The sequence below is a fragment of the Bdellovibrio bacteriovorus HD100 genome (assembly GCF_000196175.1).
GTDB classification, from domain to species: Bacteria; Bdellovibrionota; Bdellovibrionia; order Bdellovibrionales; family Bdellovibrionaceae; genus Bdellovibrio; species Bdellovibrio bacteriovorus.
On record NC_005363.1, the window covers coordinates 3,747,426 to 3,768,885 of the forward strand.

17 protein-coding genes are annotated in these 21,460 nt (G+C 50.2%); 3 read left to right on the forward strand and 14 right to left on the reverse strand.

Annotated features, from left to right (window positions below; translation table 11 throughout):
- Positions 1–24: 24 nt before the first annotated feature.
- Positions 25–510, reverse strand: a complete 486-nt coding sequence (locus BD_RS17760; RefSeq protein ID WP_011166179.1) for a hypothetical protein — start codon at positions 508–510, stop codon at positions 25–27.
- Positions 511–804: 294 nt separating this feature from the next.
- On the opposite strand from BD_RS17760, the gene BD_RS17765 reads away from it, so the two are divergent.
- Positions 805–2,004, forward strand: coding sequence for a patatin-like phospholipase family protein (locus BD_RS17765; protein WP_011166180.1), 1,200 nt, complete (start codon positions 805–807; stop codon positions 2,002–2,004).
- Here BD_RS17765 and BD_RS17770 read toward each other — a convergent pair.
- The 10 genes from BD_RS17770 to BD_RS17815 all read right to left on the reverse strand — a co-directional run bounded on the left by BD_RS17770 (position 2,001) and on the right by BD_RS17815 (position 13,097).
- Entirely contained in the window at positions 2,001–3,935 is a 1,935-nt protein-coding gene (locus tag BD_RS17770) for a transglutaminase TgpA family protein (protein ID WP_011166181.1), read from the reverse strand. The genes BD_RS17765 and BD_RS17770 overlap by 4 nt on opposite strands.
- The gene (locus tag BD_RS17775) at positions 3,932–4,876 is read right to left on the reverse strand and encodes a DUF58 domain-containing protein (protein ID WP_231839225.1); all 945 of its coding nucleotides are present in this window, start codon (positions 4,874–4,876) and stop codon (positions 3,932–3,934) included. The genes BD_RS17770 and BD_RS17775 overlap by 4 nt, the downstream gene beginning before the upstream one ends.
- Positions 4,812–5,726, reverse strand: coding sequence for an AAA family ATPase (locus BD_RS17780; protein ID WP_041583667.1), 915 nt, complete (start codon positions 5,724–5,726; stop codon positions 4,812–4,814). Before BD_RS17780 ends, BD_RS17775 begins: the two co-directional genes overlap by 65 nt.
- A 128-nt stretch (positions 5,727–5,854) precedes the next feature.
- A complete protein-coding gene (locus tag BD_RS17785; protein WP_011166184.1) occupies positions 5,855–7,315 on the reverse strand; it encodes an NADH-quinone oxidoreductase subunit N in 1,461 nt (486 codons plus the stop codon).
- Positions 7,315–8,868 (reverse strand): complex I subunit 4 family protein, encoded by a 1,554-nt coding sequence (locus BD_RS17790; protein WP_011166185.1) that lies wholly within the window; start codon positions 8,866–8,868, stop codon positions 7,315–7,317. The genes BD_RS17785 and BD_RS17790 overlap by 1 nt, the downstream gene beginning before the upstream one ends.
- A 3-nt stretch (positions 8,869–8,871) precedes the next feature.
- On the reverse strand, positions 8,872–10,785 hold the full coding sequence (nuoL, locus tag BD_RS17795; RefSeq protein WP_041583668.1) for an NADH-quinone oxidoreductase subunit L: 1,914 nt from the start codon (positions 10,783–10,785) through the stop codon (positions 8,872–8,874).
- A gap of 28 nt (positions 10,786–10,813) precedes the next feature.
- A complete protein-coding gene (gene nuoK, locus BD_RS17800; protein WP_011166187.1) occupies positions 10,814–11,137 on the reverse strand; it encodes an NADH-quinone oxidoreductase subunit NuoK in 324 nt (107 codons plus the stop codon).
- Positions 11,127–11,663 carry an NADH-quinone oxidoreductase subunit J gene (locus BD_RS17805; protein WP_011166188.1) on the reverse strand — a complete coding sequence of 179 codons (537 nt, stop codon included), beginning with the start codon at positions 11,661–11,663 and terminating at the stop codon, positions 11,127–11,129. Before BD_RS17805 ends, nuoK begins: the two co-directional genes overlap by 11 nt.
- Before the next feature lie 9 nt (positions 11,664–11,672).
- A complete protein-coding gene (locus BD_RS17810) occupies positions 11,673–12,824 on the reverse strand; it encodes a complex I subunit 1/NuoH family protein (RefSeq protein WP_226987860.1) in 1,152 nt (383 codons plus the stop codon).
- Between the two features lie 9 nt (positions 12,825–12,833).
- The gene (locus BD_RS17815; protein ID WP_231839226.1) at positions 12,834–13,097 is read right to left on the reverse strand and encodes an NADH-quinone oxidoreductase subunit A; all 264 of its coding nucleotides are present in this window, start codon (positions 13,095–13,097) and stop codon (positions 12,834–12,836) included.
- 228 nt (positions 13,098–13,325) lie between these two features.
- Between BD_RS17815 and mfd the strand changes: the two genes are divergently transcribed.
- A complete protein-coding gene (gene mfd / locus BD_RS17820) occupies positions 13,326–16,844 on the forward strand; it encodes a transcription-repair coupling factor (RefSeq protein ID WP_011166191.1) in 3,519 nt (1,172 codons plus the stop codon).
- Here the strand turns inward: mfd and BD_RS17825 are convergent.
- On the reverse strand, positions 16,841–17,818 hold the full coding sequence (locus BD_RS17825; protein WP_041583669.1) for a hypothetical protein: 978 nt from the start codon (positions 17,816–17,818) through the stop codon (positions 16,841–16,843). The genes mfd and BD_RS17825 overlap by 4 nt on opposite strands.
- Before the next feature lie 189 nt (positions 17,819–18,007).
- Here BD_RS17825 and BD_RS17830 point away from each other — a divergent pair, with 189 nt between their 5' ends.
- On the forward strand, positions 18,008–19,549 hold the full coding sequence (locus tag BD_RS17830) for a glycoside hydrolase family 3 protein (protein WP_226987861.1): 1,542 nt from the start codon (positions 18,008–18,010) through the stop codon (positions 19,547–19,549).
- Positions 19,550–19,609: 60 nt separating this feature from the next.
- Here the strand turns inward: BD_RS17830 and atpC are convergent, their stop codons facing one another.
- Positions 19,610–20,026: an ATP synthase F1 subunit epsilon gene (gene atpC / locus BD_RS17835; protein ID WP_226987862.1), complete on the reverse strand. Its 417-nt coding sequence runs from the start codon at positions 20,024–20,026 to the stop codon at positions 19,610–19,612.
- 26 nt (positions 20,027–20,052) lie between these two features.
- Positions 20,053–21,459, reverse strand: coding sequence for a F0F1 ATP synthase subunit beta (atpD, locus tag BD_RS17840; protein ID WP_011166195.1), 1,407 nt, complete (start codon positions 21,457–21,459; stop codon positions 20,053–20,055).
- Position 21,460 lies beyond the last annotated feature (1 nt).

The window sequence follows — 21,460 nt, forward strand, 5'->3', positions numbered from 1 at the left end:
GGGCTGATTTCTCAGCCCTTCTTACTATTGTTTAAAACCTTTTAGACGGTCATTTTCGGATTCAAGAACACGAACAAGAGTTTTCAGGTCCGTCACTTCTTCCTTCAGGTGGAGGATTTGCTCCTCTTTTTCATGAAGGATCTGGGTGTAGGCCTTCTTGAGCTCATTGAGCAGCTTGTTGGCCGCTGTCAGGATGGGCTCATCGTTTTTCACCTTTACCACTTTGTCGGCAAGGTCTGCGGTCTTTGTTTCGTCCTTTGAAGTGGCCATTTCATAACCTTTCATCATTCCTTGATGAGCACCCACCAAAGCCAGGTCGCTTTCTTGGGAGGGGCGATGTACTCTTTGATGGGTACCCATCGGTTCGTCCATGATGAAGTACTTGCCGTCTTCAAAGCGGAACTTAATGTCGTCGGCTTTGATTCGTCGGCGGAGGGTACTCACACTAATTTTGTACTTAGTAGAGTAGTCCGTTAGCGGTAACCAAGAACCGTAGCTCTCAACGTTCATTAAATCCTCTTATACTTTCTGCCTCGGTGGCGCCGAAGCTTCAGTAGCTAGCCTTTTAGGAAGGTGGTATCCCTACTCAGCTTGCGTAGTCAACATTATCACAGGACTTCAGTCTGTCAAATTTTGTGTGAACACTTACTCAAATTCAACTAAATTCAGGACCTTGATCTGGTTAATCATTGCCTATTCACTAGACCAAAGTCTGACTACGCAACCCTAAGTCATGGATTTCTGGTGGAATAAAAGAATTCTTTGCGCCTTTTGACCAAAGACCCGATAATTTAAATTAGCTATATGCGTATCAGAGATAAAAAGAAAGTGGCCCTGGTTTTAAGTGGTGGAGGCATCAAAGCCGCCGCCTTCCACATCGGGGTTTGCTTGGCCCTTCAAGAAAAGGGATTCAAATTTGCCGGCGGCACCAAAGAGATGGTGCGTCAGAACTTCGGGTCCGATGACCCGATGACGATCCGTCTTTATGTCGGATCCAGCGCCGGGGCGTTTGTCGCTTCGGTTCTTGCCGCTGGTTATCCAGTGGAATCTTTGATCAACGCTTTCCAGGTTGGTTCGGGGTCAGACCCCACCTTTGATAAATCCGACCTTCGTTATCTGAAGCCGATTTCTTATCGCAGCCTGTTTAACTTAAACTCTTCCGGCCTGATGAAATTCATCCCACGTTCGATCATGGAAAAAGCCCTGGTCACCGGGGGCCTCGAATCCATTTTGAAAAACGGTTTGAAACTAAACGGTCTGTTTTCAACCAAAGGGATCGAGAACTATCTGCGCAAAGAAGTTCTGGTCGACAACGACTTTGCCCGTTTGGGGGTTGAGCTCTTCATTATCGGAACTCAGCTGAACCACACCCGTAAGGCCATCTTCGGGAATTTCCCGGAATCATTCAAAACCGACACCACCAAGTACATCAACTATGCGACCATCAGTGATGCGGTGGCTTGTTCGACGGCTTTGCCTCCGGTGTTTTCTCCGTACGGAATCAAACGCCCGGACGGTAAAGAGATCTTCTATTATGATGGCGAGATTCGCGACACGCTTTCCACCCACGTGGCGGCGGACTATGGAGCTGATCTGGTGATTTCCTCATATTCCATTCAGCCTTATCACTACACCAAAGAGATGGGCTCACTTCATGACTATGGTATTCCCCTGATCGCCAATCAGGCGCTTTACCAGGTGGTGCAGCAGAAGATCACCCGTCATATCCAGTATAAAAACGACATCCGCGGTATCTACAATGCGGTCGATGGTTATTTCAAGCAGCAGAACTTGCCGGGCGAACACCGGGACAAGATCCTTGAAATCATTAGGAATCGTGTGAACTATCGTCCGGAAGTGGATTACATCTATGTGGCTCCGCGCCCGCAGAACTATGAGATGTTCTTTGTTGATCACTTCAGTTTGAATCCGGAAATCCTGGCGCGCATCGTGCGCATCGGTTTCAAATCCGGGATCAATGCCCTTCGCCAGCACGACATTTAGTTCCGGCTGGCCTCTTTCCATTCCGCCAAGATCTTGGATCCTTCTCCGGAAAGGTCCTTTTTTGCGTAAGCCTTCTGGTCATAGTAGTCACTGACCTTGCTTAAGATGGCTTTTTTGGAGGGATGCTCTTTCCCCAAACGCTCCAGATACTGCAATGGTGTTTCAGCCTCTTCCGGAAGGATTTCCTGTTTTTTGCCCCAGTTTAAAACCGCGTGATACAGAACTTGTTCTTCGTTCAGTAAACCTTTGTTTCTGAAAAGACTGCGGAAAATCAAAACACACAGTATCCCCACGAAGATTAAACCCACCACCAGCTGCAACTTCAGATCGACCAAACTTTGCCAGAAGTTTTTCTGAGACGTGCGATCGAAGTCCACCAGGAAGTAGGTCCATCGATAGTTCAGATCATCCATCAAAAAGCCCGCACGGTCCCACAACGTGATTCCATCACCCGCCTTCGGGCGCCATTGGATATCCCGGGCGAACACCTTCTGATCTTCTTCCGACAGATTGAAGAACTCTTCGGCTCCGATGACCAAACGTAAAGGTGCCACCCATTGGGTTGGATCCACCCGCTGCCAGCGGCCATCGTTGAAAATTTCAACCCAGGCATGGGCATCGCGCTGACTGACCCGCCAGAATTCCCCCATCGGATTGTATCTGCCCCCCTGATACCCCACGATCACCCGGGCCGGAATCCCCAAAGCCCTGGCCAGGGTCGCGTAACTGCCGGCGAAGTGTTCACAAAAGCCGCGTTTTCGATAGAACAAAAACGATTCCAGTTCGTTCGCTCCACCATAAGCACCAGGATTCAAAGTATAGGTAAAGTCATTTCCCTGATAGAAAGCCTGCAAAGCTTCAATCCTTGCCGCCGGTGTGGGGTGCTTTTCTTTGGTGGTGTTCACCCAGTCGGCCACCTGCCCGCGCAGTTCCGGAATTTTCAGATACTCTTCATCCGGGGTCTGACGATCAAGGAAGCTTTCATTCCAGCGCCCGCGATACACGGTCGTGGTCATCAAAGGCCGGGCACTGCGAAACACCGAGGCGTTAAGTGAAAACGAATTTCCGATCTCCAACTGCACCTGTTCGGTGCCCTCAAGCACGAACAAGAAGGTGTTCGCATGGGGTTCCAGGGCGACTTCATAGTGTTTGTCGGTGGGTTTATCAACTTCGGCTTCGCTTCGTGGTTTGATCCCGAGCATTCCCGGTCGCCAGCTTAAGCCCCGGGAATTCATCAGCACCGATCCACGCCAGTAAAGTTCCTGACTGGATTTTATCGGCAGATCAGAAAGCTTCGCACGAAACACCATATTGGCCACGCCGGCAAGTTCCGCCACGCGCCCGGGATTTAATTCTTCACTAAAACCAATCTGCCCGGTGGCTTCCCCACGCGACATCGCCCACGGAAGCACGAATCTGGGAAACGCAAAGAACAACACCACCGCACCCGGAACCGAAAGCGCAAAGACCTTTAATAGAATCTTTCCACGCTGAGGAAGTTCTGGTGACAACAATGAATACCACAAACCCGCAAACGCCAGACCCGAAGGAACGATCCAATAGATATCCAGACTGAACAAAGCTTTGATGGAAATCAGAACAAAACCCAAAAGCACCAGGAAACGATGATCCCGTTCGTTTTCATAATCCATCACGCGCAAGGCGGAAAGACCCAGCAAAAATGTATACGAAGGATCCTGACCAATCAGGGTCCGGTACTGCACCAGAATCTGCGCTAGCAACAAAACACTTAATCCCCCCGTCACTTTGCGCGAAAGATTTATCCAGTGAAGTTTTTCAACTCCCCACTTCCAGATCAAAAGACCCAGTGAAAACAACGCCACCCACGGGGACACTTCCAGCCCCACCATCACCATCGCGGTGATAAATGAAAATGCCAGGGAGGTTTGTGTGAAGAACTGCCTTTTCATGACAAGACCTCGGTCTGCGCGAGCGCCAGCAATGTCAGACACTCTTCACGGTGATGCGGGCCTTTGTTTTTTTTGATCTCTTGCGCACCGACGCTCAATGAATACTGAAAACCCTGTCGTTCAGCTTCATCCACCCACAGACACAGCTGACTGATGCGGGATTCTTTGTCAGAAAGATTCTCGGTCTGTTCCCAGTTGAAATGCAAAGCGGGTTTTTCAGGCTCTTCATAGTTTTTCACCAGCAGATCCTGCCTTCGGGCACTGGCGCGCCAGTCGATACGACTGAGTGAATCCGCACTTTGAAAATTGCGATGATCCCGAAACAGTCCCGTGGCCTGCTGCCCTTCACCAGCCATGGCGTCCGTCGGAAATTGTTTTTCCCCTGATCTTGCCGGATACACCAACACCGAATCTTGAGAGGTCATGTATTTCCACGCCCGCAAAAGTCCAAACGGGAAAGTGCTTTGCAAAGTGATGCGCGGAAGTTTCACCCAGCCCCTAGTGGCAGGACGATAAGGAATCTGCAAGTCCCCATGAGACAAGGGTTTGATGGACGTTTTGCGGATCGTGTTTTTGTCTTTCCCCAGAATGGCTTCCACATCCCAAGCCGGAGTCACGGAAGGGTTTTCCAAAGAAATCCGCAGCAGTCCTTCTTCACCGGAAAACAGCTCTTCGTTTTCAAGTCCCTCAACCTGAACGACGTCCATGTTCTTGTTGGTCAGAAGAATCCCGGTGAATGCGACCGAGATCAGAAAGAACACGAAAATATAAATCAGATTGTTCGCATATCCCACAGCCAGAAAAAACAACGTCAGGGCCATGACCCCAAACGCCAATCCGAATCGGGATGGCATAATGTAAGTTCTTTTCTTTTTCTTAAACAGGGACTGGAGTCGCTTTTTGAAGGGCATGGGCCCACTCACGACCTCGTTTGATGCCATGATTTCCTCCCAGTCGGTGTCCTAGCACGGGGACCAGAACCTGTTGAACATCATCGGGACGAACATAGTCACGTCCCTCCAAGAACGCCCACGCTTTCGCAGCCCGCACCAAAGCCATGCCGGCACGAGTGGAAAGGGGTGCTCCTTCAAAGCCTGCCCGGCGGGAACGCTCCAAAATTTCAGCAATGTATCCAGCCACCACTGGCGACACGGTCACGGATTGCACAACGCTAAGTGCATTTTCAATTTCACCGTAGGTGAAGAGGGCCGAAATCTTCTGCAGTCGTCCGCGCGGATCCTCCCCTTGCAGCAGACGCACCTCGGTTTCTTTCGATGCGTGATGAAGTTCCAAACTCATCAAGAAACGATCCAGCTGACTTTCTGGCAGCGGGAAGGTTCCGGTCTGTTGATGGGGATTTTGGGTCGCGATCACATAGAAAGGTTTTGGCAAGGGCCATGTGGTTCCATCCACAGACACTTCGCCTTCCTCCATCGCCTGCAGCAGTGCACTTTGTGTGCGCGGGCTGGCGCGATTTAATTCATCGGCCATCACCATCTGGGAAAACAAAGGACCTGGGTGAAATACAAATTTCTGTTCTTGCGGATGAAACACCTGACCGCCGATGGCATCGGCAGGCAGCAGATCAATGGTGAATTGAATGCGACGAGTTTTTAAGCCGGTCAGTTTTCCCAGCACTTGCACCAGAGTGGTTTTACCCACACCCGGAAGATCTTCGATCAGCAGATGTCCACCGGCCAGCAGGCATGTCATGGCCAGACGGATTTCCACATTCTTATCCAGGACAACTTTCGAGGCTTCAGAAATCAGATCGTGAAACTTGGTGTTCATAGACTGATAGGATAAGGTCCGCCGCTTCAGTGACCAACCCTTTTTTGGAAAATAAAAAAGCCCCGGGTTCACCGAGGCTTTAGTTATGTCTTATTCTCAGATCCAGCCCTGTTCACAAGGCGAAAGTCCTACAACAGACTTTTTTCGACAGCAGAGAAGATGGGACCAGATACAAAGCCCATCAAAACAATGGCAAGAGCCATAACCACTGCCGTCACTGTGGTTGCATTCAAAGAATGACCCGCGATTTCCGCGTTTCCTTCTTTCATGTACATCACAACGATTGGGCGCAGGTAGTAGTAAACACCGATCACAGAGTTCAACATACCCCAGATAGCCAGCCACAGAAGACCTTCACCGATAGCCGCGTTGAACATGTAGAACTTACCGAAGAAGCCCAGTGTTGGTGGGATACCCGCCAAAGAAAGCAGGAACACCGTCAAACACAGCGCCAGCATCGGACGTTGTTTCGCAAAACCAGCCAGATCATCGATGTTCACGATGTGGTTTTCAGATTTTTCCAGCATCGCCGCAATCGCGAACGCACCGATTGTCATCAAACCGTAAGCCAGCAGATAGAAGATCACACCCGAAGCACCAAACGCACCGTTGTCGCTGACACCCGCCGTGATCAAACCCACCATCAGGTAACCGGAGTGAGCCACAGAAGAATAAGCGATCATGCGTTTGAAGTTGTTCTGCATGATAGCTGCGGCATTACCCACGATCATGGTGATAACAGCCATCCACTGAAGGATATCAAACAGCTGATCAGAACCCGTCAAAGACTTGGTTGCGATGATTCTCAAGAACGCCGCAAAGGACACTGTTTTCACCGCAGTGGCCATGAAGGCTGTGTGCGGAGTCGGAGCCCCCTGGTAAACGTCCGGAGTCCAAGCGTGGAATGGAGCAATCGAAACCTTGAAGCAGAAGCCCAGGATTACGAAAGTCACACCAAACAGGAACAAACGGCTGGTCTGAACAAGTTCAGCAGCGTTGTCCATGAAGCTCAGGATGTTGGTGCCACCGGTAGAACCGAAGATGAAAGCCACACCGTACAGGAAGATGGCTGACGCAAAAGAACCCAGGATGAAGTATTTCAAAGCCGCTTCTTTGGAAAGTTTTTCCTCGTGGCTCATTGCGATCATCAGGTACAGCGCCAAAGACATCATTTCCAGACCGATGAAGACCATCAACAGATCCACCGCGGAAACCAGGATCAACATCCCCACAGCACTGCTCATCGCCAGGAAGATCAGTTCAGAGAACTGCTTGCCGGTTGTCGAAGGATTTTCGTACATCATGACCATCGCGGCACCCGCACCAGCCAGGGCAATGATACCCATCCACTGGGTCACACCGTCGAAGATCAGACCGTTGTTGAACGCAGTTTTGTCAGAGCCACCAAAGACCACCAGCAAAACAACCGCTGCCACGATACCCATCAAAGCCTGACCCAAAGTGATCAGAGCGTGTTGTTCGCGGTTGCCACGAAGAACTTTCATCGTGATTGGCAAAAGACTTGCCAGGAACAACGCGATCATCGGAGAGATCAAAAGCACGTCGCTAAGACCAATATTGATATTCATTAGTTACCTCCTTGCGCGTGCATAACTTCAGAGGCGCCCGGCTGAACAATCGTCAGATTATAATTGCTTCTGTTGTTCACCAAATGATCGATGCTGGCTTTAGAGAAGTTCAGGAAATGATTCGGGAACAGACCCATCCAGAACACCATGATCACCAATGGAACCAGAACTGTGATTTCACGCGCATTCAGGTCATGCAGCGGATGATGCTCGTCTTTAACCAGCTCACCCTGCTCGCCGAAGAACACACGTTTAAACATCCACAACATGTACACCGCACCCAGAACCACACCGGACACTGCGAAGTAAGCAAAGACCGGATGAGCCTGGTAGGTGCCCAGAAGGATGAAGAACTCGCCCACAAAACCGTTGGTCATTGGAACCGCGATCGAGGACAAAGTAATGATAAAGAAGAAGATCGTGAAGATTGGCAACACACCCGCCAAGCCGCCGTATTTGGAGATTTCACGAGAATGCGTTCTTTCGTAGATCATACCAATCAGGATGAACAGCGCCCCGGTTGAGATACCGTGATTCAGCATCTGATACAGACCACCACCCATGCCATAAGCGTTGAACGCAAACAGACCCAGAAGGATATAACCCATGTGGGATACGGAAGAGTACGCCACTAGTTTCTTTACATCTGGCTGAACCATCGCCACCAAAGCACCATAGATGATGCCCACAGTACCGATTAGCATGAACAACCAAGCCCAGTATTCAGAAGCCTCTGGGAACAAAGGAATCACCCAGCGCATGAAACCGTAAGTACCCATTTTCAGCATCACACCCGCCAGGATCACAGAACCTGGAGTCGGAGCTTCAACGTGGGCATCCGGCAACCAAGTATGAACCGGGAATGCCGGAACCTTGATCGCAAAAGCCAATGCAAAGGCAAAGAAAAGAAGTGTTTGCAAACTGAAGAACGTGCCGCCCACAAACGGAATCTGCAACTGATAGAAATCAAGCAAGCTTGCGCTCATCTGCCCAGTCGCTTCCTGAGTCAGGTACATCATATAGATGATCGCCACCAGCATCAGTACAGAACCCGCCATCGTGTAGATGAAGAATTTCACTGTTGCGTAGATACGGCGAGCGCCACCCCAGATACCGACCATGAAGTACATCGGAACCAGAGAAAGCTCCCAGAACACATAGAAGAAGACTGCATCCATTGCCAGGAAAGTGCCCAGCATTGCCGTTTGCAGGATGAACATACAAACGTGGAAGCCTTTGACTCGCTCAGTGATGGATGTCCAGCTTGCCAGGATAATGATCGGGGTCAGGAACGTGGTCAGCAGAACCAGCCACAAAGAGATCCCGTCGATACCCATGAAGTACTGGATGCCGAAGCGTTCAATCCACATGAACTTTTCCACCATCTGCAAGCCCGTCGCGGAAGCGTCGAAGTTTTTAAACAGGGAAAGACTCACGATGAATTCAATCACGGAAAGACCCAAAGCCAGATGGCGAACGGTGTTCGCCTTAGGCCAGATCGCAACTAACAGCGCGAATAGAAGAGGTAGGAAAACAATGCTACTCAGGATCATACATTACCTCATGATCACAAATGAAAGGGCCACAACCACACCGATGCCGATGTACATCGCGTATTGTTGCATATTTCCGGTCTGAATCGAGCGGGCGAAGGAACCCATGCCGCGCACAAGATCTCCAGCCCAGAAAGTCATCTTGTCGATGAAATTCACGTCGATGTAGTACCAGGTGTTTTTACTCAAAGTAACCAGCGGATTGATGATGAAACCAAAGTAGGCTTCGTCCACGAAGTACTTGTTGTAAACCATGTTGTAAACCGGCTTGATGCTTTCAGCGATCTTCTTCGGAGTCTCTGGAGACTTCACATAGAACTGATAAGCCACGATTGCAGATACAGTCGCCAGACCCACAGAACAGCCCATCAGAACCCATTCCGTTGTGTGATCAATCGCTGTCCAGCCCGGGATCGGAGAAATCAACGGGTGCAACCAGTGCTCCCAGAAGTTCGGCATGTGACCCAGGTGCTCACCGATAACATGAGGAACACCAATCCAGCCCGCGATCACAGAAAGGATCGCCAGGATGATCAGTGGAATTGTCATGATCGCAGAAGATTCGTGCGGATGAACATCAGCAGAAACTCGGCTCTTGCCCCAGAAGGTCAGCGCCATCAAACGAGTCATATAGAACGCCGTCAAAGTCGCACCCAACACACCCGCCGCCCAAAGGATCGGAGAACCCATTGGAGAGTGGAATGCGTAAGCCAGGATTTCATCCTTAGAGAAGAAACCGGAGAACAGCGGAGTTCCGATGATCGCCAGCCAGCCCATCAGGAAAGTGATGTGTGTGATTGGCATGTACTTTTTAAGACCACCCATTTTGCGGATGTCTTGTTCTTCGTGCATTCCGTGAATCACAGAACCAGAACCCAGGAACATCAGGGCTTTGAAGAACGCGTGAGTCATCAAGTGGAACATCGCTGCCCCGAACGCACCCACACCGGCTGCCAGGAACATGTAGCCCAACTGAGACACCGTAGAGTAAGCCAGAACTTTTTTGATGTCGTTTTGAGTGATACCGATAGTCGCTGCAAACACCGCGGTCGCCGCACCGATGATCGCAATAACCATCATCGTGTTAGGAGCCATAATAAACAGTGGATTCAGACGAACGATCATGTACACACCGGCAGTCACCATTGTCGCCGCGTGGATCAGGGCGGAAACCGGTGTTGGACCGGCCATCGCGTCTGGAAGCCAAACGTACAAAGGAATCTGTGCGGATTTACCAGTCGCCCCGATGAACAGGAACATCGTACCCAGAGTCAAAGCCCCCAACCAGGAGGATTCAGCCACAGTCGGTGCCAATGCATTCAGTTCAGAGAAGTTCAAAGTGCCGAAGGTGATGAACAAAACGAACATACCCAGCAAGAAGGCCGCGTCACCAATACGGTTGGTGATGAAGGCTTTCATACCTGCCGCCGCTTTTTCTTTGTCCGTGAACCAGAAACCGATCAGCAAGTAAGAGCAAAGGCCCACGCCTTCCCAACCCACGAACATCACCAGCAAGCTGTCACCCAGAACCAACAACAACATGTTGAAGATGAACAGATTCAGGTAAGCGAAGTATTTCGCCACACCTTTATCGTGGTGCATGTAACCGATAGAGAACAAGTGGATCAAAGTACCAACACCGGTGATCACCAGGATCATGATGGCGCTGATTTGATCGACGACGAAACCGGCGTTGACCTTGAACTTATCAATCGCCATCCACTCAAAGAAGCTCACCGCAATACGGCGGGCTTCAGCCGGCATGGAAACCAGGTCCACAACCAGAAGGATTGCGGAAATAAAGGAGATCGCCACCGCAACCGTTGCGATGGAGCCAGCCACATTTCCAGAGTGTTTTTTATATCTGGCACCGTTGATCAGGAAACCAATGAATGGAGCCAGAATCAGGATTGCCATTAATAGAGAATGATTCACAGCTTATCCCCTATCCTTTCAAGTGCTCAAAGAAGCGAATATTCACTTCGTTGAATCGTTTAAAGATGGATACTGCCAGCGCCAGACCCACTGCCGCTTCCGCAGCCGCGATAGTCATAACGAAGAACACCATGATGTGACCATCCAACAGGCCCAGGTATTTACTGAAAGCCACGAAAGTCAGATTCACAGAGTTCAGCATCAACTCGATGGACATCAAAAGAACGATCACGTTACGGCGAAGAAGAACGCCCGCCATACCCATAACAAACAAAAGTGCAGCCAGAACCAAGTAATGAGTCAGGCCGATATTATTGATGAACTCAGTGTTCATGTGTTCCACCTTTACTGCGTGCCAAAGCAACGGCACCCACTGCAATTACCAGAAGAAGAACGCCCAAAGCCTCAAATCCGAAGATGTATTTGGTGAACAAGATCTGTCCCAAAGCTTTGGTTGATTCCATGCCTGTACCCACCAGCACCGGATTATCAGTGGTTTTTTCACCCATCAGATTCACCGACATGGCGATGGCACCCACTACCAAGCCTGCAAACAGGCCGACAGAGGCGATCTTAACCACACCCGTGAACTTGCCACGAGTGAAGGCCTGAACGTCTTTTTTCAAGTCGAAGAGCATGATCACCATCGTGAACAAAACCATGACCGCACCGGCGTAGACAATCAGCTGAACGCCCGCGATGAAGTAGGCATTCAGAGTCACGAACAATGCGGAGATTCCCACCATGGTCATCGCCAGGCACAAAGCGGAGTAGATCGGATTGGACATCAAAATGACACTAAGGCCGGAGGCCAGAGTGACAAACGCTAAAAACCAGAAAAGAAATGCATCTGCTGTCATTTTAACTCCTTACAAAGATGCGATGTAGATCACAAAGGCTGTGATAATGGTGTTTGCCAAAGCCCAAGGAAGCATCGTCTTCCAACCCAGATCCATCAGCTGATCGTAACGGAAACGAGGCAAAGTCCAACGTACCCAGATGAAGACCCACATGAAGAAACCAAACTTGATGTTGAACACCAGGAAATGGATCAACGCCACCAGGGCACTTGCCTTGCCGGCTGTGGAAGCAACACCCGCCGCCCATTCATTCAGCTCAGCCACAGACACGTAAGGGATCGTGTAACCGCCGAAGAAGAACAGCACCATCAGACCGGAAGCGATCATCATGTGACCGTATTCCCCGATGAAGAACATGTTGAATTTGAAACCGCCGTACTCAGTGTGGAAACCACCTACCAGCTCGGACTCACCTTCCGCCAAGTCAAATGGCAGACGGTTGGATTCCGCAAACGCGGCCGAGAAGAACAACAAAGCGCCCACTGGTTGATAGAAAATACCCCAGTTAGGAAGCCAGTTTGCGGTGATCGTGTGACCCAGGAAAGAGAACGCCAAAGGACCCTGCTGAGCCAGTGTCATTTCCGTCAGGTTGAACGTGCCATAAAGCATGATCACACCCACGATGGAAAGACCCAAAGCCAGTTCGTAAGAGATCGTTTGAGCGGAAGCACGAAGCGCACCCATCAAGGTGTACTTGTTGCCGGAACCCCAGCCCGCCATCAGCAATGTGTAAGCAGCCAATGAGCTGACGCCCAGGATGAACACAATGCCCACGCCGATATCATAACCCTGAACCAGGAAAGTGTAAGGACCCCAAGTGGAGCCGAACATTTCAAAGGTGCCTACCTGAATCGGAGAAGAAAGCGGAATCGCAGAGAAAGCCACTGCCCCCGGAATCAACGCGAAAATCGGAGCCGCATAGTACAGGAACGGCTTCGCAGTTTGCGGCATGAAGTTTTCCTTGTTCAGGAACTTCACCGCATCGGCAAGAAGCTGCACCAGACCCAGAGGACCCACGCGGTTCGGACCCAGACGATCCTGAATGAATGCGGAGCCACGGCGCTCAAGCCAAACCAAAATAGGCACTGCTTGAACCATCATCAGGAAGATGACGACCAGTTTTAAACCGTTGACGGTTATCTCGAAAATATCTTTACCCATTCCCATCGCTTAGTCCCATTCCAAAGCTTTAGATTTAACTTCCCAGAACAGCCCGAAGATGAAGATCGCGATGAAGATCATCATGGAAACGAAGACAAATGTGCCTTCGCCTGTCGCGATGAACTCACGGAATGAAATCGCCCAAGGGTACATGAAGATAATCTCGATATCGAAAAGGATGAACAGGATCGCTGTTAGATAGTACTTAACAGAAATCTTTGTTTCCTTTTTCTCAATACCAGGAATACCGCACTCGTAAGGCTCGTACTTCACAGGGTTGTATACCGGTTTTGTCCCAGTAATGTTGGCAGCAAGCCAAACTAAAAAGGCTCCAAAAAGAGCAATGAAAATGACGATGAATATGACTCCACCGAGTGGCACTAGTCCCTCCAAAGTTGTCGTTATTATTTGGATTTCAATTAGTTATATATGTGTCGTCAGTGAAAACCAAGAAATATGAATGGAAACAAGGCGATAAGCGTGGCAAGATGAGCCCACCAAATGAAAGCCGAAAGCACTCACACAAGACTCGAATCCATCCTGGAGAGAGCCTTTGAAACAACTCGCGGAAAGATTCAAGTCACCGGGGCGGCGTCTCCGCTGGCGCTTGCTTACTTTTTGTCGCAGACTTACTCTAAAAAAATCAACGGCTTGCCGCATCTTGTTGTGGTTGGTAGTCATCGCGAAGCAGTGACTTTGCAAGCCTTGCTGGAGTTCTTCGACCCGAGTCGTCAAAGCCATATTCTGCCTGCTTTCGATGTTTCACCTTACTCGGGTCTTTATCCCAACACCCAAGTCGTCGCCGACCGGGTTCGTTTCCTGGCAAAAGCTCAGTCGGCCAAAGCCGGAGAAATCTTCATATCCTCAGTTGACGCACTGATGCAGAAAACCCTTCCGGTGAAAATCCTGAAGGATCACTCCAAAACAGTTCGCGCCGGGGATGAGCTTCCCGAGAACCTTTCGGACTATTTCTCGTCCTTGGGTTACACCGCGGCTCCGATGGTTGAAGACAAGGGTCAGTTCGCGGTTCGTGGTGGTATCGTGGACATCTATCCACCAACCGAAAATCAGCCCGTGCGCATGGATCTGTTCGGGGATCAGGTGGAAAGCCTTCGTCATTTCAGTGTGGCGGACCAAAGAAGCTCGGACGAGATCCAATCCTTTGTTCTGACTCCGGCCCGCGAAGTTCTTTATCGCGATGAAACGCACGAGCGCCTTTTGCAACGGGTGCGCGCTTCGCTTGAGGGCCGCAAGGTGGATAAGGCGGAGGCCGAAGAAACCCTGCGATCCTTGGTGTTAAAAAATGCCTTTCCGGGCATTGAATTCCTGCTTCCCTATTTCTACGGCGAACTGGCCACGCCAGCCGATCATTTCCCGGGCGCTTTAAATCTGTGGTTCCTGGATCCGGTGGAGATCTCTCGCTGTGCTGATGAAATGTGGGCGGAACTCAAAGCCGATCACCGCACCAGCGACGCTCACGTGATTCGTCCGGAGCTTGAAGACATCTACGTGAACTTTGAAGCTTTGGCCTATCCGCTCAACTCTCGCCAGGTGTATTTCTCTTCCTTGGAATACTTTGACGAAGAAAACTCGGATGATTCCCGCGTTGAATATCGTACGGCAATGACTCAGGATTTTACAAACCTGGCTTTAGCCAACGCGGTCGGCACCGAGCAGTGGTTGCAGGCCGCAACCAACAAACTTCATCGCTGGCGTGATGAGGGTTATCGCATCTTTGTCAGCACCAAGAATCAGTCTCATATCGACCGCTTGTCTTTGGTGTTTGAAAAACTGGAACTTAAAGCCGTTCGCACGAGCAGCGATGAATACCGCTGGGATTCGTGGCTGCAGGAACAGGATCGTGAACAAAACATCGTTCACATCGTGCCGAGATACCTTGCCGAAAGCCTGCGTCTGGAGGAAGAAAAGATCATCTTCCTGCGCGACGAGGACTTTTACGGCAAAAAACAGCGGGCTAAAGAATCCAGCGGCGCGCAGGATTTCCAAAAGCAGGCCAAGCGTCTGTCTTTCGGTGATTTGAAGCCCGGGGATCTGGTGGTTCACACCAAACACGGGATCGGCCAGTATGAAGGCCTGAAAATCATGAATATCAGCGGCGTCGAATCTGAATACATTCAGGTCGGCTACAAGGATAAAGACAAACTTTATCTGCCCGTGTACCGCGTGGGTCAGCTGCAAAAGTTCTCCGGCGCCGGAACCAGCATCCTGGATAAATTGGGCGGTACTGCCTGGGAGAAAACCAAAGCCAAGGTGAAGTCCCATGTGCGCGACATCGCCGCGGATCTGCTGACTTTATATGCCAAACGCGCAGAAATGCACCGCCCGGCTTTTGTGATCAAAGAAGACGAAGTGCTGATGTTTGAAAACGGTTTTCCGTATGAGGAAACCGACGATCAACTTCGCGCCATCAATGACATCCGCAAAGATCTTAAGTCCACGAAGCCCATGGATCGGCTTGTGTGCGGCGATGTGGGCTTCGGTAAAACGGAAGTTGCCATGCGCGCGGCGTTCTTTGCCATTCAAGCCCGCAAACAAGTGGCGGTGCTGGCACCGACCACTGTTTTGACCTTCCAGCACTTTGAAACCTTCAAAAAACGTTTCGAAGGCTGGCCGGTGGATATTCGCGTGCTGAATCGTTTTGTGACTCCGGCTGAAGTGAAAAAGACTTTGCAGGATTTGAAAGACGGCAAAGTCGATCTGATCGTGGGCACGCACAAACTGCTGGGTTCCTCGATTGCTTATAAGGACCTGGGACTTTTGATTATCGACGAAGAACAAAAATTCGGCGTCACTCATAAAGAGAAAATCAAAAAGATCAAAACCAGCGTCGACACCCTGACGTTGTCAGCGACACCGATTCCGCGCACGCTGAATATGGCTTTGGTGGGCATTCGCGATCTGAGTTTGATCAACACGGCTCCCGTGGATCGTCTGCCCACTCGAACGTTTGTAACGAAGTTTGATCCGGAAACCATTCGCAAAGCCATCACTGCGGAAATTTCTCGCGGTGGTCAGGTGTACTTCATCCACAACCGCATTGAATCCATCTATGGCCTGGTCGATGAAATTCGTCAGATTGTGCCGGAAGCAAGGATTCGTGTGGCCCACGGACAGATGGAAGAGCACGAACTTGAAAAAGCAATGCTGGCCTTCTTCCATCACGAAATTGACGTGCTGGTGTGTACGGCGATTGTGGAATCCGGAATGGACGTGCCACGTGCGAACACCATGTTTATTGATACGGCGCACTTGTTTGGCCTGTCCCAGCTTTATCAACTGCGCGGACGCGTGGGCCGGTCCAAAACACGGGCTTACTGTTATTTGATGATGCCAAGAAATCACAAGCTCGATAAAGAGCAGCAAGAGCGTCTGAAAATCATTCAGGAAAACACCGCCCTTGGCAGCGGCATCAAGATTGCCCAGTACGATCTGGAACTTCGTGGTTCCGGAAATATTTTGGGCGAGGAACAATCCGGTCACGTCAACTCGGTTGGATATGAAATGTACATGGATCTTCTGAATGAGGCTTTGGCGGAAGCCAAGGGTGAGTCCGTTGAAGACATGGATCTGGATCCGGAACTGAATTTGAAAATTCCGGCGCTCATTCCGGATGCTTACATCAAAGACATCCGCATTCGTCTGGGTTACTACAAAGCCTTGGCGGATATCACGTCCAACGAGGATCTGGATCGCATCGAAGAAGAACTGCGTGACCAGTTCGGACCGATCCCGGAACAAACCGTGAATTTGATGGGCCTTATGCTGATTCGTCGCCAGTGCAAAGAACTGGGTGTTCGTGATATCAGTGCCGGACTCAAATCCATCTCTTTGATCTTCACCGAAAAGACCAAACTGAGCCCAGAAAAGGTGATTCAGCTGGCAATCCGTGAAAGCAAAAAGTATTCACTGACCCCGGACAACCGCTTGAACATCAAAATGAGCACCATCACCTGGTCCGCGGTTCACGAAGAAATCGATGCTCTGTTAAGACTTATCTAGAATTCCAAACGAAGACCGCCGCCAAACAGGAAGTCTGTGGTGGTGTCTGGATCATCGGGGGCTTCGGTTTTGGCGTACTGGGTCGCATAGACATCAATAAAGGTATTCTCAAGTCCCCAGCTGAATGTGCTCTGCTTCGCCGTTTCGTAATCGATCCAATCCAGTTGAATCAACAATCCCACGGTGTAGTTATAACCCATTTGGGTTGTGGCCGAGAATGAATCCGTCGCACTTTTTTCGGAGAAACCCATCTGCCAGACATTGATGCCCACATAAGGTGCCATGTAGGGTTCATTCATCAGCATGTCGGCTGTGAATTTGAAACCTATGCCGTACTTGGTGATTTCAAGACTGCGATCATTATTGCCGTCGACTTTCCCGACGCCATAGAAAGCACCCGCCGCCCAAGAGCCCAGCATGAAGTTGTATTTGTAGTCCACGCCCAGCTGAATCAGGTTCACCGTATCAGAACCAAAAACAGCCTTATAAGACTGTCCGTCCAAAGTGGAAATGAAGTTTTTAAACTCTATCGCCTCGTAGTCAAAAGATACATACGTGCCGTGATTTTCACGTCGGACTTTGTAGTCAGCCAGATTGTCCTGACGAATCTGCACTTCCACCAGAGGAAGGTTTTCCAAGGCCGGGCTTGGCGTCGGCTCGGCATATCTTTGAACCGGAGCCTCAATCACAGCGGGCTCCTCAGGAGCTGGCGCAACCTCTTCCGTTTCTGCGGTGGAGGTTTCTTCAGATGTTGTTGTGGATTCTTCCGCGAAGGGGTCAGACTCTTCGTCCATGTCGGTGGTTTCTACAGGTGTTAGATCGTCAAAGTCAGCCGGGGCTTGTTGCTGCTGTTGAATCTCAACATCGTCGGCGGCTTCGACCTCTTGCTCGATATCTTGAGCATAGGCCGAAAAGCCCACCATCAAGGTCAGCAGAATACATACTTTTGATTTAAGACTTTGGTGCAATTTCATGCTGTCTCTCAAATCTCGTCTGGCCTCGTATTGGCCAAGTGATAGTCTGATCTTATGAACAAGTATATCAGGGGAATCCTTAGGAATTTTAGTTTTTGTCTGCTGATTCTTGTTTTTCCCAACCTTGTACTAGCTTCTGGTCCTTCGGCTAATAAGCTGTCAAAAGTCATCGATTCCAAAATCAAACAAATGAGCCCCGAAGAGAAAGTCGGACAACTTTTCATCGTTGGCTTTCCCCATAAAGACGTCGCTCCGGATCTGGAATCCTTTATCGCGAAATACAAACCCGGATCCTTCCTGCTCTTTAAGCGCAACATGATTTCAGCCCCGCAGATTCGTGAACTGAATCTGGCTCTTTATAAATCCAGCTACAAACATTCCAAACTTCCACCACTGATTGCCATCGATCAGGAAGGGGGATCGGTTTCCCGCTTACCGATCACGCCAGCGCCGCCGAATGCTTTGGCTTTGGGGCAAACCCAGTCCCCGCTTTTGGCGGAGGAAATGGGTTATCAGACAGGACTGTTCCTGCGCGAAGTGGGCTTTAACATGAATCTGGCGCCCGTGCTGGATGTGGTGGATCCCTATTCAACTAGCTTCATTGGTGTTAGATCCTTTGGTTCTGATCCGGAACTGGTGCGCGACATTGGGGTCGCGTATTCGAAAGGGCTTCTGAAAGCGCGGGTCATTCCCACGGCGAAACATTTTCCCGGCACCGGCAGTCTGAACCAGGATCCGCATCTGACGATCGTGAAAAACAGTGCGTCCTTGGAAGAAATGAAAAAGCGCGATCTGATTCCATTTACAGGTTATTCGAAGATCGGCGCCAATATCGCGGTGATGATGTCCCATCTGATTTACCCGGGTCTTGATGAAGATCTGGAACCCGCCAGTTTCTCCACCAAGATTTCCAAAACTCTTTTGCGTGACGAACTGAAGTATCAGGGCCTTGTTATGACCGATGATCTGCAGATGCAAGGATCCAAGCAAGTGCTGCGCCCTGAGGCCGCGGCCCTGCGCGCCCTGCAATCCGGGTCAGACATTGTGATGCTGACATGGTCTTTTGCGGATCAAGGGAAGGCTTTTGACTATGTCTTAGCGGCGCTGAAATCCGGGGAGCTTCCTTCGGCCCATGTGGATGAAAAACTGCGCCGGATTTTGCGCGTAAAGGCCTTTGCGAATGTCTATCGCCGCGACCCCAAGCTTCCGTCCATGTTGAGTGGCAACAGCCTCACCTCTCCTCAATATGCCGAGGTGGAAGATGAAGTCCTGTCCCAGAATTTAAAAACCAGCCTGATCCCACGACAGCTACCATCAGTAAGATCCGCCCGCAAGCCGGCGTCGGTTGAAACCGTCTGTGCGGCCTCACCGTCTCAGGATTTCCTGCTGTCCTTCGTGGGTGCTGAAAAGAAAAAGATTCCGGTTCTGAAGCTTGAAAACAGCTCCCAGGGTAAGGATCTGTCAGCTTTGCTGAAGAAAAAACAGTGCACCGCTTTGTTTGTGGGAGTCACCGGTCCCCGCACGGCCCGTCAGGTGCGCGGTCTTTCCCCACAGGAACGTCAAAAGCTGATTGTTGTGAACTTGGGGGCTCCTCGCCTGTTTCCGAAATCGCGCGGCTACCGCCAGGTGATTCAGCTTTACTTCAATCACAAGGATGCAGGAAGAAAGATCGCCCAGTACCGGGATGAGATCTTAAAAAGTTCTCAAGGCTCGTTTGCTCTGAAAGATTAGAACTGCAGAAATGATATTCTGAAAAAAGAAACGGAGGCTTGTGGCCTCCGTTTTAGCTTCTTACTTCTTAGCTGGCTGTTGTTCAGCCGCTTCGATTTTCGCTCTCGCATGAGCCCAGTCGCGCTGGAACTCTGCCCAGTCTTCGTCTGTGATCAATTCGTTCATGATCTTCTTTTCAGAAAGAGCCAAGAACTCTTTTGTCGCCTGAAGATCAATCTCTTCAGGAAGGTCAGCGATATTGGCAAGAATATTCACGCCCTCAGGAGAAACCTGGCAGTAACCCCAGCTGATAACAGCCAAGTCCTGCTTTTCTTTCCCTTTGAGTTTCCATTTCATCACGCCTGTTTCCAGAGTGGTGATCAATGGAGCGTGACCAGGAAGAATGTTCAACTCTCCCTTGAATGCTGGAACAGTCACCTCGTCGACCTCTTGGCCAACAAGAATGCGCTTTTCCGGTGTCACGATTGTTAGTTTCATATTCACCCCTTAGGAAGAGGCAGGCACTAGGCCTGCAGCTTCTTAGCTTTCTCGATAGCGTCTTCGATAGTACCAACAAGGTAGAACGCCTGCTCTGGAAGAGCATCGTGTTTACCATCAAGGATCTCGCGGAAACCTTTAACAGTGTCTTTGATATCCACGTACTTACCTGGCAAGCCAGTGAACTGCTCAGCAACGAAGAACGGCTGAGACAAGAAACGCTGGATCTTACGAGAACGGGAAACAACCAATTTATCAGATTCAGACAACTCGTCCATACCTAGGATCGCGATGATGTCTTGAAGCTCACGGTTACGCTGCAACAACGCCTGAACGTCACGAGCGCACTTGTAGTGTTCTTCGCCGATAACAGTTGGATCCAAAAGACGTGAAGTGGACGTCAATGGGTGAACCGCAGGGAAGATCGCCATAGCCGCGATATCACGATCCAAGTTTGTCGTAGCATCCAAGTGAGTGAACGTGGTTGCTGGAGCTGGATCCGTGTAGTCATCCGCTGGTACGTAAACCGCTTGAACGGAAGTGATGGAACCTTTTTTAGTGGAAGTGATACGCTCTTGAAGAGTACCCATCTCAGTCGCAAGAGTTGGCTGGTAACCAACCGCAGAAGGGATACGACCCAACAATGCAGAAACTTCGGCACCCGCTTGAGTGAAGCGGAAGATGTTGTCGACGAAGAACAATACGTCTTGGTTTTCAACGTCACGGAAGTACTCAGCAACAGTCAAACCAGTCAAAGCAACACGCGCACGAGCTCCAGGAGGTTCGTTCATCTGACCGAACACCAGGGAAGTCTTGGCCAAAACGCCAGACTGCTTCATCTCTTGCCACAAGTCATTACCTTCACGAGTACGCTCACCAACGCCCGCGAATACGGAGAAACCACCGTGCTCTGTAGCGATGTTACGGATAAGTTCCTGGATAAGTACTGTTTTACCTACGCCGGCACCACCGAACAGACCGATCTTACCACCCTTAGCGTATGGAGCCAGCAAGTCTACGACTTTGATACCAGTCATCAACATTGCAGCAGCAGTTGCTTGGTCTTCGAATTTAGGAGCCGTTCTGTGGATGCCCCATTGTTCTTTTGCGTTTACTGGACCCATTTCGTCGATTGGTTCACCAACTACGTTGATGATACGGCCCAAAGCTTCACGGCCTACTGGCGCTGTGATTTGAGTGCCCAACGCTTTAACTTTTTCACCACGAACCAAACCTTCAGTTTGGTCCATAGAGATAGTTCTTACAACACCGTCACCCAAGTGCTGAGCAACTTCAAGAACAAGGTTGAATTCAACGTCAGAGATAAATTTATTTGATACACGCAGAGCGGAGTTGATCGCAGGAAGTTCCCCGCCTTCAAATTCCACGTCTACTACGGGACCCATTACCTGTTTTACTTTACCGAATGCCATT

Coding starts and splice junctions, on each gene's coding strand:
- BD_RS17760 (WP_011166179.1), bottom strand. CDS start 510: ATGAACGTTGAGAGCTACGGTTCTTGGTTACCGCTAACGGACTACTCT.
- BD_RS17765 (WP_011166180.1), top strand. CDS start 805: ATGCGTATCAGAGATAAAAAGAAAGTGGCCCTGGTTTTAAGTGGTGGA.
- BD_RS17770 (WP_011166181.1), bottom strand. CDS start 3,935: ATGAAAAGGCAGTTCTTCACACAAACCTCCCTGGCATTTTCATTTATC.
- BD_RS17775 (WP_231839225.1), bottom strand. CDS start 4,876: ATGGCATCAAACGAGGTCGTGAGTGGGCCCATGCCCTTCAAAAAGCGA.
- BD_RS17780 (WP_041583667.1), bottom strand. CDS start 5,726: ATGAACACCAAGTTTCACGATCTGATTTCTGAAGCCTCGAAAGTTGTC.
- BD_RS17785 (WP_011166184.1), bottom strand. CDS start 7,315: ATGAATATCAATATTGGTCTTAGCGACGTGCTTTTGATCTCTCCGATG.
- BD_RS17790 (WP_011166185.1), bottom strand. CDS start 8,868: ATGATCCTGAGTAGCATTGTTTTCCTACCTCTTCTATTCGCGCTGTTA.
- nuoL (WP_041583668.1), bottom strand. CDS start 10,785: ATGGCAATCCTGATTCTGGCTCCATTCATTGGTTTCCTGATCAACGGT.
- nuoK (WP_011166187.1), bottom strand. CDS start 11,137: ATGAACACTGAGTTCATCAATAATATCGGCCTGACTCATTACTTGGTT.
- BD_RS17805 (WP_011166188.1), bottom strand. CDS start 11,663: ATGACAGCAGATGCATTTCTTTTCTGGTTTTTAGCGTTTGTCACTCTG.
- BD_RS17810 (WP_226987860.1), bottom strand. CDS start 12,824: ATGGGTAAAGATATTTTCGAGATAACCGTCAACGGTTTAAAACTGGTC.
- mfd (WP_011166191.1), top strand. CDS start 13,326: ATGAAAGCCGAAAGCACTCACACAAGACTCGAATCCATCCTGGAGAGA.
- BD_RS17825 (WP_041583669.1), bottom strand. CDS start 17,818: ATGAAATTGCACCAAAGTCTTAAATCAAAAGTATGTATTCTGCTGACC.
- BD_RS17830 (WP_226987861.1), top strand. CDS start 18,008: ATGAGCCCCGAAGAGAAAGTCGGACAACTTTTCATCGTTGGCTTTCCC.
- atpC (WP_226987862.1), bottom strand. CDS start 20,026: ATGAAACTAACAATCGTGACACCGGAAAAGCGCATTCTTGTTGGCCAA.
- atpD (WP_011166195.1), bottom strand. CDS start 21,459: ATGGCATTCGGTAAAGTAAAACAGGTAATGGGTCCCGTAGTAGACGTG.